Here is a 16961-nt window from a genome sequence, read left to right as displayed (position 1 = left end):
GACAGGAGATGAAGAGGTTGAAAAAAGTAAAAAGTAAAATCGTGATTAGTGTGTTGGCAGTTGGTCTGATTGGTAGCTTAGGTACTGCATTTGCGGCGGTTGATGTAGGCGGGCAGCTAAAAAATTGGTATGATAAACAATTTGCTGCTTCATCGGCGTCTATTACGGCTGAAGCGCTTAAGTATGGAACGGAAAAAAAGGCAGCTACTGAAGCTGAGCTTAATAAAATAAAGAATCAGGTTGCTGATCGTGTGAAGCAAGCAGGTAGTGAAGAAGCAAATCGTGCTGTTGCAGCAGTAACGGCAGCTAAAAACGATTATTTGAATGCTTTGAGAGGCAAAACGAATGAAATCAAGGGCAATATGCAGAACCAATACAACCAGAAGGTAGAAGGATTAAAGCAGGAAATTACTAAAGCAGCCAATCAAACAAAAGTCAATTCGATAGTCGATCTTACGAATAAAGTGAACCAAGCTGGAGAACTAGGAAGACAAGAAGTAAAAACGAATGTTACCAGTGCGCAAGACAAAGCAAAACAAGAGCTAACTAGTGCGATTAACGATGCTAAAAAGACAATTAATGGTTTGATTCGTGAGAAAGAAGCTAGCTCTAAAGAGGAAACAAAACGCTTTATCGACGAAAAAGTCGCTGAAATCCAAAAAGTAGTTGACGAATCAGCTAAATTATTGGAGAAACAAGCGAAGGATTCGATCAAAGATACAGGTGCTAAGGCTGAAAAGGATGCAAAGAATAGCTTAGATCAACTAGTAGCAGATCAATTTAAATAAAGATTATTATCATACATTGTCAGAGCTTCTGTGTGAGCTCTGACAATGCCCATTAAGGGGGGAAAGATGTGTTAAGTAGATCAAAAAAAGAGAAGCAACGGCGTAATAAAGAACGAAAACGAATTTTCCTTGGATTTGTTTCTTTAAGCATGTGTTTTGGTCTAACGATGGGTGTTGCCTATGCTGATGTGGATGTTACGCAATTATTACAAGGGTGGTATGCACAAAGTACCGAGGTAGCCAAGCAATCGGTAACGGACGCTCTAAAAACGGAGACACAATTACAAAAGGAGCGCTTAAAGGCAGAAATCCAAAGGAAACTTCTAGAATCGGCTGAAGATTTAAAGCAATTCACTGTGGAAGAGAAAGCGAAACGTCTTACATCTTTAGCAGATTATGCAGGTGACCTCATCGATAACTTAGATATCTCAAATGAAAAGGATAGACGGCAAGTAGAAAGAAAAATGGACGCTATTTTAAGTAGTGCGCAGCAGGCAATGAGGGACTTGGCTGACAGCTATGAGGCCCCTTCCTTGGAGTTTGTTCCAACAAAACCGACTCCATCGCAACCGCCTGTACAGGGAGGAGCGCCGGTTCCAACGCCAGAAGTACCGCCAGCACCAAATCCGAGCAAGCCACAACAGCCGCAACCAGAGCCAAACCCGGGTGAGCCGCAACAGCCGGCGCCAAAGCCAAAACCGAGTGAGCCGCAACAACCGGAGCCAGCACCAAAACCAAGCGAGCCGCAACAACCGGAGCCAGCACCAAAGCCAAGCGAGCCACAACAACCGGAGCCAGCTCCAAAACCAAGCGAGCCGCAACAACCGGAGCCAGCACCAAAGCCAAGCGAGCCACAACAGCCGGAGCCAGCACCAAAACCAAGCGAGCCGCAACAGCCGGAGCCAGCACCTGAACAGCATCAGGAAATGCCCCAAGTATCTGTAGAGGGGCCTAATCCAATAGAGAGCCAGGAACGCCCAGCAGATATTCCAGACCCAGCAAACGCAGAAAAGGAATCACTCCCGACACCATGATCTATTCAAAATGAGGAAACCACAACTTTATAGGAAAAAGGTGTTAAGGATGGAAATGATAAAACTAAAAACAAAAGAAAAAGATGCCGCACCTAACCAACCTAAAAAATCATTCCAAGCTGAGCTTTTCAGTTGGCTACGTTTTTTCCTGATATTAGCAGTCTGTTACTTTCTGATGATAAATAGTATTGGTCTAACAAGGGTGGTTGGCCATTCAATGGACCCTACCATGCAGGATGGAAGTATTGTACTGTTAAATAAAGTCCCTACCCATTTTACAAAGCCAGCCTTTGGTGATGTTGTAGTTATTCACGAGGAAGCGAAGGGATATGAAATCATCAAAAGAATCATTGGCTTGCCTGGTGATACGGTGAAAATTGAAAAAGGAGTCGTCTATGTAAATAATAGTCCGCTCCCAGAACTATATACGCAAGGTGTATCAGACGATATGGCTCCCCTAACAATTCTTCAGGATCACATGTTTGTATTAGGAGATAATCGAACATTGGGTGAAAGTATGGATAGCCGCGATCCTAGTATTGGCCAAATCCCTATTACAGAAATTAAGGGATATGTTTCCTTATCGCTGTTCCCCTTTTATCGAGTAGCTAAGCCTTTAGAAGTCTAAAAGAATATGACAAAATCCAGCCTGAGACGTAGGCTGGATTTTTGTTTTCTTGAAACATATTCGTAGCGAAAGGTAGCTATACTAAGGAGGGCTAGTCCTTTCCTTACCCTGACACACTAGATGTTCACTTATTAAAAATCCCGCTTGCAGGACCCTATTTTTTTATAAATAGGATATGGGCAATCGACGGAAATCAAGCATTATTTATTGATTTTTAGAAAAGAACACTAGTGCTAGACATAATTTATTCACAAATAAATACTAGCTACAAATTCGACAAAAATTCGCCCTGCATTGTTCACAACATAACGATAGTTTTTAATATAAAAGTTGAATATGTGTGATAAAATTCACACTGAAAGCGAACGATTTATGGTATGAGGGGGGAGTATGATTGGAACTGGATAGCACTATGCTGGCTCGAATACTAACATCCGTGACATTGGGGTTTCATATTATTTTTGCTTCAATGGGTGTCGGTATTCCTTTGGTTATCTCTATTGCCGAGTTTATTGGGATTCGAAAAAAAGACAAAGCTTATCTATTAATGGCACGGCGTTGGACACGAGGTTTTACTGTGACAGTAGCAGTTGGGGTCGTGACAGGAACCTGTATTGGTCTACAATTAAGTCTCTTGTGGCCGTCATTTATGAAATTGGCGGGAGAAGTAATAGCGTTACCGCTGTTTTTAGAAACGTTTATGTTCTTCTTTGAAGCAATTTTCTTAGGCATTTATATTTATACATGGGACCGATTTAAAAATCCGTATCTTCACTGGTTGATCTCTATCCCAGTGATAATTGGTTCCACAGGTTCTGCTTTCTTTATTATGACAGTGAATGCTTTTATGAATACGCCACAGGGCTTTACCCTCGTAGATGGAGTTTTACGTGATATTCAACCGATGGTAGCGATGTTTAATCCGGCTACTCCTTCAAAAGTGGGGCATATGGTTTTTGCTTCGTATGCCACTAGTGCGTATGTGATGGCTGCAATCGCTGCCCTAGGCATTTTGAAGGGGAAAACACATTCCTATCACAAAAAGGCACTTAACCTGTCGCTGACGCTTGCGTTTATCTTTTCGATGGGAACGGCTGTGTGGGGAGATATTGCTGGTAAGTTCCTAGCGGAGTATCAGCCTGTGAAGCTAGCAGCAGCGGAGTGGCATTTTGAAACCACTGACAAGGCCGAATTTGTTTTTGGTGGTATTTTGGATAAAGAAAAGCAAGAGGTTAAATATGCGATTAAGGTGCCCTATGCTCTTAGCATTTTAGCAACGAACTCTCCAAATGGCGTAGTAGTAGGGTTAAATGATATTCCTCGCGATGAATGGCCTCCACTGTTTATTCATTATTTGTTTGACAGCATGGCAGCTATAGGTGGATATATGGCATTGGTTCCAGTGCTTTACTTCTTAATTGTCAAGGTACGGAAGCGGATGCCCCCTAAATGGATTCTGTGGGCTTCTGCTCTTGGGGCTCCACTTGGATTTTTAGCAATTGAATTTGGCTGGATGTTTGCGGAGATTGGTAGACAACCTTGGATATTAAATGGTTATTTACGAACGATGCATGCAGCGACAACGGCAAATAATGTTGGAGAAATGCTGATTCTTTTCTGCCTGCTGTACGCCTTCCTGGGAACGGTGTGCGCCCTTGTTCTTAAACGGATGTTTAAAGATAAACCAGTCGAATTGGAACTGGAAAAATAAGACGGGGAGGTAGAAATACATGACGCTTGCATTGCTTGGGATCACCATTCTGTGGATTTTCCTGTATGGTTATCTGATCGTTGCTTCCATTGACTTTGGAGCGGGATTCTTTGCTTACTATTCTAGACGCCGCAAGAAGGACCACATCGTAAACGGAATTATTCAGCGCTATCTGTCCCCTGTCTGGGAAGTTACAAATGTGTTTCTGATCTTCTTTATTGTAGGGATTGTCGGATTCTTCCCGGACACGGCTTACTATTACGGCACAGCGTTGCTAATTCCCGGTAGTTTAGCTTTAGTGCTGGTGTCTTTACGCGGTTCTTTCTATGCTTTTGCGCATTATGGGGCTAGGGACAGTACCGTTTATTATGGAATTTATGGAATTACGGGTCTGTTGCTTCCTGCTGCTTTATCTACCGTTCTAGTAGCATCGGAGGGTGGATTTATTGTAGAAGAGGGCAGGAAAATTCATCTATTAATGGGCAAAATGCTGTCAACTCCTTATACTTATGCGGTTATATTTCTTGCTTTAGTCAGCGTATTATTTATTAGCGCAACCTTTTTGACCTTTTATGCTAATAAAGCAGGAGATAAGGATGCGACCAAGATGTTACACTCCTATGCAATGATCTGGTCCCTTCCAACTATTATTGCCAGCTTGCTTGTGTTTTGGACCATTCAAATGCATAATCCAGAGCATTATGCCAAAATGGTGGAAAACGGATGGTTTTTCGTTGTTTCTTTTGTTTCGTTTCTGATAGCGACCTTTTTATTGTATAAACGACGTGCGTATGGATGGGCGTTTATTGCGGTCATGCTACAATTTTTCTTTGCTTTCTTTGGATATGGCAAAGCGCATTTACCTTACTTGTTGTATCCCTACATCACAATTAACGATAGTATTAACAGTCCAGAGATGGGGAAGGCGCTAGTCGTTGGGTTCATAGCCGGGCTATGTTTATTAGTTCCTTCGCTCATTTTGTTGATGAGGCTCTTCTTATTTGATGCTAAATACGTCAAAGGTGATAAGAAAAACTAGTAATTTGTTAACAAATTTTGACAAGAGAAGTACTCCAGCAGTTTGGGGCTGCTTCTCTTTTTTTTCTGTAGGAGACATATGATATATTTGAATTATCGTAAAATGAGGAGGATATTATTAATGAATAATTTCGTAAGGGAAGTTACACCTGAAGAGGTGTTGACGAAATTAAAGGAGGAGGCTGCTATTCAAATTATTGATGTGCGAGAGCCAGAAGAGTGGGTGGCAGGTCACATTGAAGAAGCGATCCTAATTCCCTTAAATGATGTTCCAGCATCTCTGGACCGATTTGATACTTCCAAAGAAATCATCATGGTATGCCGCAGTGGAGCAAGAAGCTACCATGCTTGCGAGTTTTTAAAGCATAATGGAATTGAAGCAGTCAATATGGAGGGCGGCATGCTCGCTTGGCCAGGAGAGATTGCTCGCTAAAGTAAAGTGGGGGAGTAACATGCCGAAACAACAGATAAAATGGTTGGGCTGGCTAGGAGCAATGTTTCTGTTACTCGTCGTAACCGGTTGTGGTGGCAGTGATAAGAAGGAAGGGACCATCGAATTGCAAGCCACCCAAGATGGTTATCAGGCGAAGCTGGAAATAAAGCCGGGAATAGCTGGAGTTAATACGTATACAGTCACGATTACCAATGACAAATCACAGACAACTGCAGGGCAAGGAGCTGTGTTGCATTTTGAAATGCCTAACATGGATACGCATGGTAAAAGTGAAAAGGAGCTAAAGAAGCAAAAGGAAGCAAACTGGCAAGAATCCGGCCCGCATATTATGATGCCTGGTGAATGGCAGAGCATGTTGGAGTGGAAAGATGATCAAGGCCAAGTACACACGTTTCTATACAGCTACGAGATAAAAGAGTAGGGGGATAAAAATGGAGGATGTAACAGCAGGGAGCCTCTATCGAAAGTGGTTGCCCATCTTTGGAGTCATTATTATTCTGATTGCTGTAGGCAGTGTTTTGTACAAAAGCTATTTTTCAACGGCTGATATGCCAATTATTAAGAAAGTTCAAGATTTTACACTGGAGCGGATGGACGGGCAGAATGTCAAGCTTTCCGATTCCAATGGTAAAGTCCGTCTCATCTCATTCATTTTTTTGCGTTGTCCCGATGTCTGTCCGCTAACCACACAGCATATGGTGGATTTACAGAATGAATTAAAAGAAGCTGGGATGTATGGAAAAGACATAGAATTCATTTCTGTCACTTTTGATTATGAAAACGATACTCCTGAAGCTTTACAGAAATATGCGAAAGCAGTTCAAGCCGATCCTAGCGGCTGGCAATTCCTACGTGGTCCAGATGATATTATGAAGCCAATATTAAATGATTTTTGGATTGGTGCAGAGAAGCAAAAGGATGGCCTCTATGTACATACTATGAAAACATTCCTTTTAGACAAAAATCAAAATATTCGTCAGATATACGGTATGGCGGATGATATGGACAAAGAAAAGATTTTACGTGAAATGAAAAAACTAGTTAAAGAGTAAGAGGCTCTATAACGGTTGAGGTAGGTTTACTATTTCCAATTCGTGAAAATAACTAGATAAATAGTTGAGAAGGCTGCCAAAAGGAATGGCAGCTTTTTTTCTTACCCAAAAATCCGCTTCTTTAAACACTCCTACACGAAACCTTAACAATCCTTAACATTCCTTTTACGTTACGTTCATTCTAGCTTTAAGCTCGGGATGTAGGATGAGAGTGTATAAGAAATCAAATGATTTGAAGGTGACGAGGGGGATTTCCTTTGAAAAAGATTTCATCCATTTTTATGGCAAGTATGCTATCTGTAGGGTTATTGTTAACTGGCTGTGGAGCAGGAGGCACTTCTAATGCGACAGCACCGGCTACACCAGCACCAGCTACAACCGAAACGAAACCAGATACGAATACAGCCAGCAGCGGTTCTATTACAGCTGTAGGGTCCACAGCCATGCAGCCGTTAGTAGAGCAGGCAGCTAAGAAATTTATGGAGAAAAATCAGCAAGTGCAAATTCAAGTGCAAGGTGGAGGGAGTGGCACCGGTTTAAGCCAGGTGGCCAATGGTGCAGCTACTATCGGAAACTCTGATATTTTTGCAGAAGAAAAGAAAGGCATTCCTGCTGACCAATTAGTAGATCACAAAATTGCTGTAGTAGGTATGGCAGCCGTGATTCATCCTAAGGCAGGTGTAGATAATCTAACAAAGCAACAAGTAATTGATATTTTCACAGGTAAAGTAACCAACTGGAAGGAAGTCGGTGGAGCAGACCAAAAGATTACATTGGTCAACCGTCCGAAGAACTCTGGTACTCGTGCTACATTCGTGCAATACGCTCTGGATGGTGCAGAGGAGGCTGAAGGAATCACGGAGGATTCTTCCGGCACGGTTCGCAAAATTATCGCAGAAACTCCAGGAGCAATCGGTTACCTTGGCACTTCCTATCTCAATGATACTGTAAAAGCAGTAAAACTAGATGGTGTAGAAGCAACGACAGAAAACATCGTAACAAATAAATATAAAGTGTGGGCTTATCAGCACATGTATACAAAAGGTGAGCCAACAGGCGCGCAAAAAGATTTCTTGAATTTCATGACAAGTGACGAAGTACAAACAGGAATCGTACAAGAGCTGAAATATATCCCAGCATCCGCCATGAAGGTGGAAAGAACAGCGAAGGGTGAGATTACACAAAAATAGAGAAACGTGTAGCTCAAAAAAAGGTGAACGAAATAAAGGGGGAGCGTTTAGTGAGCGCTGAACAAAGAACAACACTGTTACAGCAAGGAACAACAGTAAGAGCGGGGCAAATGAGAAACCCCGCTACTGCCAAAAAACTTTCCGACCGGTTCCATATCAATAAAAAACATGCATGGGAAGAAAAAGCAGGGAAGCTAATTACAGCTGTCTGTGCGGGATTGTTAGGCCTTCTAACGCTCTCCATCCTCTATTTTATTGCTTCACGCGGCCTCGCTACCTTTATGGTGGACGGGGTTAGCGTGTCGCAATTTTTTACCGGTACAAAATGGGACCCAGAAGCAGAGCCCGGCCAATTTGGGGCAGTAGCTTTTATACTAGGTTCCTTTGGGGTTACCCTGATTGCAACATTAATTGCAGCCCCACTAGGCATAGGAGCGGCTGTGTATATGACAGAGATTGCGCCAAGATTTGGCCAAAAAGTATTGAAGCCAGTTATGGAGCTGTTAGTTGGAATACCATCGGTGGTATACGGCTATGTAGGTCTTACCTTGCTTGTTCCGTTTCTTCGCAGTCAATTTGATATTTTAGGATTTAGCTTACTTGCAGGGGGAATTGTCCTAGCAGTTATGATCCTGCCGACTGTGACCAGTGTTGCCGCTGATGCAATCGCAACTGTGCCACAGGAATTACGCAATGCCTCGCTTGCATTAGGTGCCACTCGCTGGCAAACAATTCGCCATGTTGTGCTATATACGGCACGGTCTGGCTGTCTGACAGGTGTTGTTCTTGGTATGGCTCGGGCCTTCGGTGAGGCGCTAGCTGTTCAAATGGTTATTGGAAATACGTTGAAGCTGCCTGGAGGTTTATTCGATCCGTCGATTACACTGACAAGTGGTATCACATTAAATATGGGAAATACGATCCCAGGTACTCCTTATCATAATGCGCTTTGGTCCATGTGCTTAGTTTTGTTGGCTATGTCCCTATTATTTATCCTAGTGGTTCGCTTAATCGGTAGAAAGAAGGGGGCCAAATAATGACTAACAAGCAAAAGGATAAGCTCGCCACCCTCTTACTCACTGGAATTGCTGTTCTCTTAATTGCTATGTTGATCGGTCTTTTGGGTTTTGTGATCAGCAAGGGGGCAGCAAAATTAAATTGGGACTTTATCACTTCCCCGCCAGACATGCTAAACGCAGGTGGAGGAATTGGTCCTCAGCTATTTAACTCGCTATATTTATTGGTCTTAACGATGTGCTTCGCTGTTCCTATTGGGCTTGGTGCAGGAATTTATCTGGCAGAATATGCGCCAGACCGCAAGTGGGTGCAAATGATTCGGATGTCTATTGAGGTGCTGTCTTCGCTACCGTCGATCGTTGTAGGTATGTTTGGGCTGTTACTGTTTGTAAGCATGACAGGCTGGGGATATTCATTGATCTCTGGGGCGTTGGCTCTGACTGTATTTAATCTGCCGTTACTTGTTCGGATTACAGAGGATGCCCTGCGTTCTGTCCCGCAGGATCAGAAGGAAGCTAGCTATGCATTAGGTGTAACGAAATGGAAAACAATCGTTTCGGTTCTATTACCTGCTGCGTTGCCCGGCTTGGTTACGGGATTTGTACTTGCTTCAGGTCGCGTATTTGGAGAAGCGGCAGCACTATTGTTTACAGCGGGTATGACCTCTCCTGATATTCAATTTCATAATTTGGATCTAAGCAGCCCATCTTCTCCATGGAATGTATTTCGTCCAGCAGAGTCATTAGCTGTACACATCTGGAAAATTAATGCGGAGGGTCTCGTTGCAGATGCGCGAGAAATTGCGGATGGAGCGGCGGCCATTCTGGTGATCGCAGTTCTTCTGTTTAATGGTGGGGCACGTTGGTTTGGTCGTTGGTTGCACAAGCGTTTGACCAAAATTGCCGCCTAAGGAAAAGGAGAATCAATCATGCCACTAACAATTGCCCAAACAAAAGCAATTATTGAAGCAGAGAGCTTGTCCGTTTTTTATGGCGACAAGCATGCTGTAAAAAATATTCATATCCAAATGCAACGCAATACCGTAACAGCCTTAATCGGTCCGTCCGGCTGTGGGAAATCTAGCTTTCTACGCACGATTAATCGCATGAATGAAGAGATTAAAGGCTGTCGTGTGACAGGGAGACTTTTGCTAGATGGAGTGAATATCTATGAGCCTTCTGTAAAAAAAGAGGGATTGCGTCAATCGGTCGGAATGCTGTTTCAACGTGCTAATCCCTTTCAAAAATCCATTTATGAAAACATTGCATTTGCACCGCGCCATCACGGGACTACTAATAAAGCTGAATTAAACGATATAGTGGAAGAAAGTTTACGAAAGGCTGCCTTATGGGATGAAGTGAAGGATCGGCTGAATGATTCCGCTCTAGCTCTGTCAGGAGGTCAACAGCAACGGCTGTGCTTAGCACGTGCAATCGCAATGAAGCCGGAAATCCTGCTTTTAGATGAACCTTGTTCAGCGTTGGACCCAATTTCTACCTCGAAGATTGAAGAGCTTATCATCCAATTGAAACACGATTATACGATTGTCATTGTGACTCATAATATGCACCAGGCTGTACGAGTAGCAGATGAGACGGCTTTCTTTCTCATGGGAGAGCTAGTGGAGAAAGCCTCTACTGACAAATTATTCAATAACCCTAAGAGAGCAGAGACAGAAGATTATCTGAGCGGCCGTTTTGGGTAAGAATAAGGTGGCTCAACAGAAAAAACCAGCATGGCTTTACGTCATTGCTGGTTTTTTTATATAACGGGAAATCATAACGATATAGGCTACTTGTTTGAGTACAAATCAATCTTTCATGCGTTTAGGCATGGGAAAGACCTGTTTTCACGGATTCTTGCTTTTTTTAGTCTGTTTTATAGTCGAAATGAGTATACTAATTTTTTAGTGGAAGAAAAGTGAAAGTGTGAAAGCCTTGGGAGAATACAACTATCCATATGAAAATTATGTTACTATAAAGGCAGAGTGCATAGAACGGCCCACATCGTATTTGTAGGAGGTATTTTTTTGAGTGAGGTTAAAATTTTTGGTTTAGGTGGTCTGGGGGAAATTGGTAAAAATATGTATTGCGTAGAGTACGAGGATGAGATTATCATCATCGACTGTGGCGTAAAGTTTCCTGAGACCGAAATGTTTGGGATAGATTTGGTGATACCAGATGTTTCCTACCTAATTGAAAACCAACATAAGATCAAGGCTATGGTACTTACTCATGGACATGAAGACCATATTGGTGCTATTCCCTATGTGTTAAAACAAATCCAGACAACGATTTATGGCGGACGCCTGACACTTGGTTTGGTAAAGGCTAAGCTTGAAGAGCACCGTATGCAAAATGACGTAAAGATGGTACCTGTGTTTGAGGATACGATTTTGTCATTTGAAAATCTCTCTGTTTCTTTCTTCCGTACTAATCATAGTATTCCTGATTCGTTTGGTATTGCGATTGAGACACCAGAAGGAACAGTGGTTCATACAGGGGATTTTAAATTTGACCTGACACCAGTAGGACGTCCTACAGAGTTTGGAAAAATTGCCCGCATCGGAAAAAATGGTGTACTAGCTTTGATGTCTGATAGCACCAACAGTGAACGTCCAGGCTTTACAATGTCAGAGCGTACGGTTGGCGATAGCATTATGGATGTCGTTAGCAAGGCGAGAGGTCGTATCATTCTGGCAACCTTTGCTTCTAATGTGCACCGTTTGCAACAAGTTGTAGATGCAGCAGTAGCGGATGACAGGAAGATTGCTGTTATCGGCCGAAGCATGGAAAAAGCCTTCATGATTGGGCAGGAGCTAGGTTATATCCAAATGCCTGAAGGATGTCAAATCGACATTAAAAACATTGATAATTACTCTGATAACAAGGTATTAATTATTTGTACAGGTAGTCAGGGAGAACCGATGGCAGCGCTAACGCGTATTGCGTCTGGTTCACACCGTTCCGTTCAGATCTATCCAGACGATACAGTCATTATCTCTGCATCGCCGATTCCAGGAAATACAGTTAATGTAAGTCGCATTATTGATAAGCTATACCGTGCTGGAGCTAACGTAGTACAAAACACAGCGTTTGATATTCATGCTTCCGGTCATGGCAGTAGTGAAGAATTGCGTCTTATGCTGAGCTTTTTGCGTCCTACCTACTTTATTCCAATCCATGGAGAGTATCGGATGTTAAAACAGCACGGTAGATTAGCTGAACAAGTGGGTGTAGAGTCTGATAACATCTTTATTATTGATAATGGCGATGTAGTTTCTTGTACCAGAGAATCAGGGCGTGTGACAAGCAAGGTGACAGCAGGTATCGTGCTTATTGATGGCAGCGGTATTGGTGATGTTGGTAATATCGTATTGCGCGATCGTAAGCATCTTGCCGAGGATGGATTAATGGTTGTTGTCGTTAGCATCGATATGAAACAATTTAAGCTTCTAACTGGTCCAGATATCGTAAGTCGTGGTTTTGTCTATGTGAGGGGTTCCGAATCGCTGATCCAGGAAGCTACTGCTTTAGTCAAACAGAAGCTTTTGGAAGCATTAGATCGCAAAGTCAGAGAGTGGTCTGAATTGAAATCTCAGATTAACCAGGTATTAAAGCCGTTCATCTTTGAAAAAACGGGACGCAACCCGATGATTCTTACCATTGTAATGGAAGTGTAATAAATGTAGATCCGCTGTACTCGATTGATACGAGAACAGGTATAATAGAAGAAATGTATTCAAAGGAGAGTTGAACGATTATGATGTCTTATGAAGCATATATGAGCCAGGTTATACAACCAATGCGAGATGAGTTAACGAATGCTGGGTTTGAAGAACTTCGCACAGCAGAAGAAGTAGAAGCAACTATCTCGAACCTAAAAGGAACTGCATTGGTAGTGGTTAACTCTGTATGCGGCTGTGCAGCAGGATTGGCTCGTCCCGCAGCTATCTATTCGACTCGCCATGAAGCTAAGCCAGACCATTTCTACACAGTGTTTGCTGGCCAAGATAAAGAAGCAACTGCGAAAGCACGCGAGTATTTTGAAGGGTACCCACCTTCTTCTCCTTCCTACGCACTATTGAAGGATGGTAAGCTGGTAGCGATGGTTGAACGCCATCAAATTGAAGGCAATGAGCTTGAATCCATTGCGAATCTCCTAACTGATGCTTATGATCAACATTGCAAATAGATAGCAGGGAATTAGAACGTCCATTCCATAATAGGAATGGGCGTTTTTTTATTCTGAACATCCCGGTTGTACAGGGGATGCGAGAGAATAAGACACGATGGCCTAGAAAGCGAACAGTGGTGCATAGACAAGTGTAAAAATACTTTAGGCACTAAAGGTAACCGGCCCCCCGCTATCTTTCATATGATGGGATGAAAGAAGAGGTGGATATAGATATGGGGCTAGTGTCGTTATTGCTGATTTGTTTAGCAATCAGTCTGGATGGTTTCGGCGTTGGGATGTCATATGGCTTACGTAAAATGAAAATGCCGTTTCTTTCGTTTATGGTAATTGGTCTGTGTTCCTTTACCGTCATCTTTGCTTCTATGACAATAGGAAAATGGCTTCAATATTGGGTAACTTCTGAACTTAGTTCTAAAATTGGAGCAACCGTGCTTATTCTGATAGGAGGTGTAACCTTTTGGAAAATGATGGTTAGTAAACAGAAGCAGTCAGATATCCTACCGGTAAAGGAGAAGGCAACATATCGGGAATTTCGCTGGACAATAAGAATGTTTGGTTTAATGATACACATTTTACGCAATCCTGCCAAAGCGGATACAGATCATTCGGGGCATATCGTAGGAACAGAAGCGGTCATGCTAGGTTTGGCGTTGTCCCTTGATGCATTTGGTTCTGGAATTAGTTTAACTCTATTGGGGTTTGCACCTCTCTTAACCTCGGTCTGGGTGGCTTTAACTAGCATGATCTTATTGTGGGCGGGGATCAAGGTGGGACGGCATTTTTCGTCGGTTGGATGGTTTCAGCGGCTATCATTTCTCCCGGCAATCCTTTTAATAGGAATAGGTCTTTTCAAATGGTGAGGGAACGAACGGAGAGCTTCGGTATCTTAGTTTTAAGAGAAGAAACCGAAGCTTTTTCGATTCCATGGACGATTAGCTATCCTAGGGATTGAGGCGACAAAAGTGCTTCGTGCATCCGCTGTTTTTCATTTCAAGCTTTTTTCATACTAGTCGGCTTGTCTGCATAGATATGAAAATAAGTTGATGAAGAGCATTGGAGGAGATTGTATTGAAGCCGAATAAACCGTGGTACCAAGTCCCTCTAGCGGAAATACCCAGAATGATAGGCAGTGACGTTCAAAACGGTTTAACACAAGAGGAAGCGGCTACTCGTAGACAAAAATATGGTAAAAACCAGCTTGCTGAGGCCGAGAAAATCCCACTTTATGTTGTGTTTATGAATCAGTTTAAAGATTTTATGGTGGGAGTGCTAGTGGTTGCCACCATCCTCTCCTTTTTCTTAGGAGAGTACCTAGACGCTATCGCCATCATTGCCATCATTTTTTTAAATGGCGTGTTAGGCTTTATTCAGGAAGCGAAAGCAGAAAGGTCGCTCAACGCTTTAAAAGATATGGCAGCCCCTATGGCCCGTGTCATTCGCAACGGAAATTTGGACATGATCCCTGCTACCCTATTAGTTCCAGGCGATCTTATCCTTCTTGAAGCAGGTGATCGTGTTCCTGCTGATATGAGACTGATTAATGCCAATCGGCTAGAGATAGAGGAATCTACGCTTACGGGAGAATCGATAGCAGTAATGAAAACTGCGAATGTGATTGAATCAACAGGAGCTGTTCCACTCGGCGACCAGAAGAATCTAGCTTTTATGGGAACGATGGTAGCCGGAGGAACTGGAAGGGGAATTGCTATTGAAATAGGCATGTCTACCGAGATCGGAAAAATTGCGCATTTGATCAATCAAGCTGACAAGATAGAAACTCCTTTACAGATTAAATTGGAACAGTTGGGGAAAACGCTCGTCTGGATTGCATTGCTACTTACGATCTTTGTCATTGTAGCAGGGGTTTGGCATGGACAAGAATTAATGACAATGTTTCTCTCAGGGGTTAGTCTTGCTGTAGCGGCTATACCGGAAGGATTGCCTGCAATCGTTACAGTAGCCCTTGCTCTAGGCGTGCAGAGAATGATTAAAAGAAATGCCATTGTTCGCAAGCTCCCCTCTGTCGAAACGCTTGGTTGTGCGTCAGTCATTTGCTCTGACAAAACAGGGACTCTTACTGAAAATAAAATGACAGTGACTCACCTGTGGCATAGCGGAAAAAGCTTTGATGTAACGGGGAATGGCTACGAGCCCAATGGGGAAATTACATGGCAAGGAAAATCTATCAAGGCAACGATCGATCAAGGACTAACTCAGATTTGTCAAATTGCCGAAAAATGCAATAATGCAAAATTAGTAAATGCTCAGCAAAAGGAGAGGTCCAAGCTCATTTTGTCTAAAAATATTTCCACATGGAATGTGATTGGAGATCCTACTGAGGGAGCCCTGCTTAGCTTAGCCTACAAGGCATTAAAAGAGGGGAAAAAACAAGGCGACCCCACTATTCGCATAGACGAATTACCATTTGATTCTGAGCGTAAAATGATGTCTGTAGTAGAACAATCTCCAGATGGAAAAACAGAGCTATTAACAAAGGGAGCTGTTGAGGCTCTGTTAATGAACTCCTCTCACATCTATTGGCAGGGAGAAATTATACCTCTGACAAATGCACATCGTATAGAAGTTGCTAAGCAAACAGAAGAGATGGCAAGTAGAGCTCTGCGAGTCCTAGGCTTTGCTTACCGATCACTCCAAAACTATAAATCAGGTGAAAAGTCATCAATCTTGGAAACAAATCTTACATTTTTAGGGATGGTTGGCATGATTGACCCCCCACGTCAGGAGGTAAAATCTGCTATCCAGCTATGTCGTCAAGCAGGTATTAAAACAGTAATGATTACAGGGGATCATAAAATTACCGCAGAAGCGATAGGACGTCAAATTGGTCTGATGCCGGGAGGGAACAGCCATGTGCTGGAAGGAGCCACTATTGATGAAATGACTGAGGAAGAATTGATGCAAACGGTTGAAAAGGTATATGTTTATGCACGTGTGTCTCCAGAGCACAAGCTACGTATTGTCAAAGCGTTGCAAAACTGTGGTCATATTGTAGCAATGACAGGTGATGGTGTAAATGATGCACCTGCCATCAAGGCTTCTGATATAGGGATTGCAATGGGAATTACGGGAACAGATGTTACGAAGGAAGCGGCATCCCTGGTATTGCGAGACGATAATTTTACTACGATTGTTTCTGCTGTTGAGGAAGGCCGAAACATCTATGATAATATTCGAAAGTTTATTCGCTACCTACTTGCATCCAATGTAGGAGAGATTTTAGTTATGTTTTTCGCTATGCTAATGGGACTACCCTTACCCTTACTTCCGATCCAAATCCTATGGGTGAATTTGGTGACGGACGGACTACCGGCTATGGCATTAGGGATTGACCCGTCTGAGGGAGACACAATGCGACATAAACCGCGTAAAAAACATGAAAATATTTTTGCCCGTGGATTGGGCTGGAAGATTATTAGTCGGGGGTTTTTAATTGGAACGATGACCCTAGGAGCTTTTATCGTTGCGTATTATGAAAATCCGAATGATCTTACTCATGCCCAAACAGTGGCGTTTGCTACTTTAGTTCTGGCACAACTCATTCACGTATTTGATTGCCGTAGCGAGCATTCCGTTTTTCACCGCAATCCATTTAGCAACAAGTTCTTGGTCTGGGCAGTGCTTTCGTCAATGGCTTTGGTGCTAGTGGTTATTTACTGGGATGTCATGCAGCCAATCTTTAAAACCACCTCCCTCTCCCTACGAGATTGGGCTTTAATCTTTGTTGCAGCAGGAATTCCTACTTTTGTTGCTGGTATGGGTGGAGTTTTTCGTTCCTCGCAGCCCAAAGAAGCTTATAAAGCCAACTAATAGAAGCGTACTCTCCCCGGCATG

16 protein-coding genes are annotated in these 16961 nt (G+C 42.8%); all 16 read left to right on the top strand.

Annotation, left to right across the window (positions count from 1 at the left end; all coding sequences use genetic code 11):
• Positions 1–8 precede the first annotated feature (8 nt).
• The 16 genes from O0550_RS20785 (at position 9) to O0550_RS20710 (ending at position 16937) form a co-directional block, all read left to right on the top strand.
• Positions 9–788 (top strand): hypothetical protein, encoded by a 780-nt coding sequence (locus O0550_RS20785; protein WP_003344864.1) that lies wholly within the window; start codon positions 9–11, stop codon positions 786–788.
• A gap of 68 nt (positions 789–856) precedes the next feature.
• Complete coding sequence (locus O0550_RS20780; protein WP_258427178.1) at positions 857–1822, top strand: hypothetical protein; 966 nt, start codon at positions 857–859, stop codon at positions 1820–1822.
• 49 nt (positions 1823–1871) lie between these two features.
• Positions 1872–2450, top strand: coding sequence for a signal peptidase I (gene lepB / locus O0550_RS20775; RefSeq protein ID WP_003344860.1), 579 nt, complete (start codon positions 1872–1874; stop codon positions 2448–2450).
• 394 nt (positions 2451–2844) lie between these two features.
• Positions 2845–4161, top strand: coding sequence for a cytochrome ubiquinol oxidase subunit I (locus O0550_RS20770; RefSeq protein WP_003333572.1), 1317 nt, complete (start codon positions 2845–2847; stop codon positions 4159–4161).
• A gap of 19 nt (positions 4162–4180) precedes the next feature.
• Complete coding sequence (locus O0550_RS20765; protein ID WP_258427177.1) at positions 4181–5200, top strand: cytochrome d ubiquinol oxidase subunit II; 1020 nt, start codon at positions 4181–4183, stop codon at positions 5198–5200.
• Between the two features lie 120 nt (positions 5201–5320).
• On the top strand, positions 5321–5632 hold the full coding sequence (locus O0550_RS20760) for a rhodanese-like domain-containing protein (protein WP_003333570.1): 312 nt from the start codon (positions 5321–5323) through the stop codon (positions 5630–5632).
• A gap of 19 nt (positions 5633–5651) precedes the next feature.
• The gene (locus O0550_RS20755) at positions 5652–6074 is read left to right on the top strand and encodes a hypothetical protein (RefSeq protein WP_258427176.1); all 423 of its coding nucleotides are present in this window, start codon (positions 5652–5654) and stop codon (positions 6072–6074) included.
• Between the two features lie 10 nt (positions 6075–6084).
• Positions 6085–6705, top strand: coding sequence for an SCO family protein (locus O0550_RS20750; RefSeq protein WP_022586352.1), 621 nt, complete (start codon positions 6085–6087; stop codon positions 6703–6705).
• 257 nt (positions 6706–6962) lie between these two features.
• Entirely contained in the window at positions 6963–7895 is a 933-nt protein-coding gene (locus O0550_RS20745) for a phosphate ABC transporter substrate-binding protein (RefSeq protein WP_022586353.1), read from the top strand.
• 110 nt (positions 7896–8005) lie between these two features.
• Positions 8006–8932 carry a phosphate ABC transporter permease subunit PstC gene (gene pstC, locus O0550_RS20740; protein WP_051876135.1) on the top strand — a complete coding sequence of 309 codons (927 nt, stop codon included), beginning with the start codon at positions 8006–8008 and terminating at the stop codon, positions 8930–8932.
• Positions 8932–9822, top strand: a complete 891-nt coding sequence (gene pstA, locus O0550_RS20735; RefSeq protein ID WP_003344849.1) for a phosphate ABC transporter permease PstA — start codon at positions 8932–8934, stop codon at positions 9820–9822. Before pstC ends, pstA begins: the two co-directional genes overlap by 1 nt.
• An 18-nt stretch (positions 9823–9840) precedes the next feature.
• On the top strand, positions 9841–10617 hold the full coding sequence (pstB, locus tag O0550_RS20730; protein ID WP_258427175.1) for a phosphate ABC transporter ATP-binding protein PstB: 777 nt from the start codon (positions 9841–9843) through the stop codon (positions 10615–10617).
• A gap of 324 nt (positions 10618–10941) precedes the next feature.
• Positions 10942–12594, top strand: coding sequence for a ribonuclease J1 (gene rnjA, locus O0550_RS20725; RefSeq protein WP_003333563.1), 1653 nt, complete (start codon positions 10942–10944; stop codon positions 12592–12594).
• Between the two features lie 80 nt (positions 12595–12674).
• Positions 12675–13106, top strand: a complete 432-nt coding sequence (locus O0550_RS20720; protein WP_003333562.1) for a BrxA/BrxB family bacilliredoxin — start codon at positions 12675–12677, stop codon at positions 13104–13106.
• A gap of 215 nt (positions 13107–13321) precedes the next feature.
• A complete protein-coding gene (ytaF, locus tag O0550_RS20715) occupies positions 13322–13969 on the top strand; it encodes a sporulation membrane protein YtaF (RefSeq protein ID WP_003344843.1) in 648 nt (215 codons plus the stop codon).
• A gap of 202 nt (positions 13970–14171) precedes the next feature.
• A complete protein-coding gene (locus tag O0550_RS20710) occupies positions 14172–16937 on the top strand; it encodes a calcium-translocating P-type ATPase, SERCA-type (RefSeq protein ID WP_181749563.1) in 2766 nt (921 codons plus the stop codon).
• Positions 16938–16961 lie beyond the last annotated feature (24 nt).

The organism is Brevibacillus halotolerans, from assembly GCF_026891775.1.
GTDB lineage: Bacteria > Bacillota > Bacilli > Brevibacillales > Brevibacillaceae > Brevibacillus_B > Brevibacillus_B halotolerans.
This window is presented reverse-complemented; position numbering and strand designations above follow the sequence as displayed.

What these genes read in the sequence shown, in the direction of transcription:
- O0550_RS20755 (WP_258427176.1), top strand. Translation starts at nt 5,652, where the DNA reads ATGCCGAAACAACAGATAAAATGGTTGGGCTGGCTAGGAGCAATGTTT.
- pstB (WP_258427175.1), top strand. Translation starts at nt 9,841, where the DNA reads ATGCCACTAACAATTGCCCAAACAAAAGCAATTATTGAAGCAGAGAGC.
- pstC (WP_051876135.1), top strand. Translation starts at nt 8,006, where the DNA reads ATGAGAAACCCCGCTACTGCCAAAAAACTTTCCGACCGGTTCCATATC.
- O0550_RS20720 (WP_003333562.1), top strand. Translation starts at nt 12,675, where the DNA reads ATGATGTCTTATGAAGCATATATGAGCCAGGTTATACAACCAATGCGA.
- pstA (WP_003344849.1), top strand. Translation starts at nt 8,932, where the DNA reads ATGACTAACAAGCAAAAGGATAAGCTCGCCACCCTCTTACTCACTGGA.
- O0550_RS20765 (WP_258427177.1), top strand. Translation starts at nt 4,181, where the DNA reads ATGACGCTTGCATTGCTTGGGATCACCATTCTGTGGATTTTCCTGTAT.
- ytaF (WP_003344843.1), top strand. Translation starts at nt 13,322, where the DNA reads ATGGGGCTAGTGTCGTTATTGCTGATTTGTTTAGCAATCAGTCTGGAT.
- O0550_RS20785 (WP_003344864.1), top strand. Translation starts at nt 9, where the DNA reads ATGAAGAGGTTGAAAAAAGTAAAAAGTAAAATCGTGATTAGTGTGTTG.
- O0550_RS20760 (WP_003333570.1), top strand. Translation starts at nt 5,321, where the DNA reads ATGAATAATTTCGTAAGGGAAGTTACACCTGAAGAGGTGTTGACGAAA.
- O0550_RS20750 (WP_022586352.1), top strand. Translation starts at nt 6,085, where the DNA reads ATGGAGGATGTAACAGCAGGGAGCCTCTATCGAAAGTGGTTGCCCATC.
- lepB (WP_003344860.1), top strand. Translation starts at nt 1,872, where the DNA reads ATGGAAATGATAAAACTAAAAACAAAAGAAAAAGATGCCGCACCTAAC.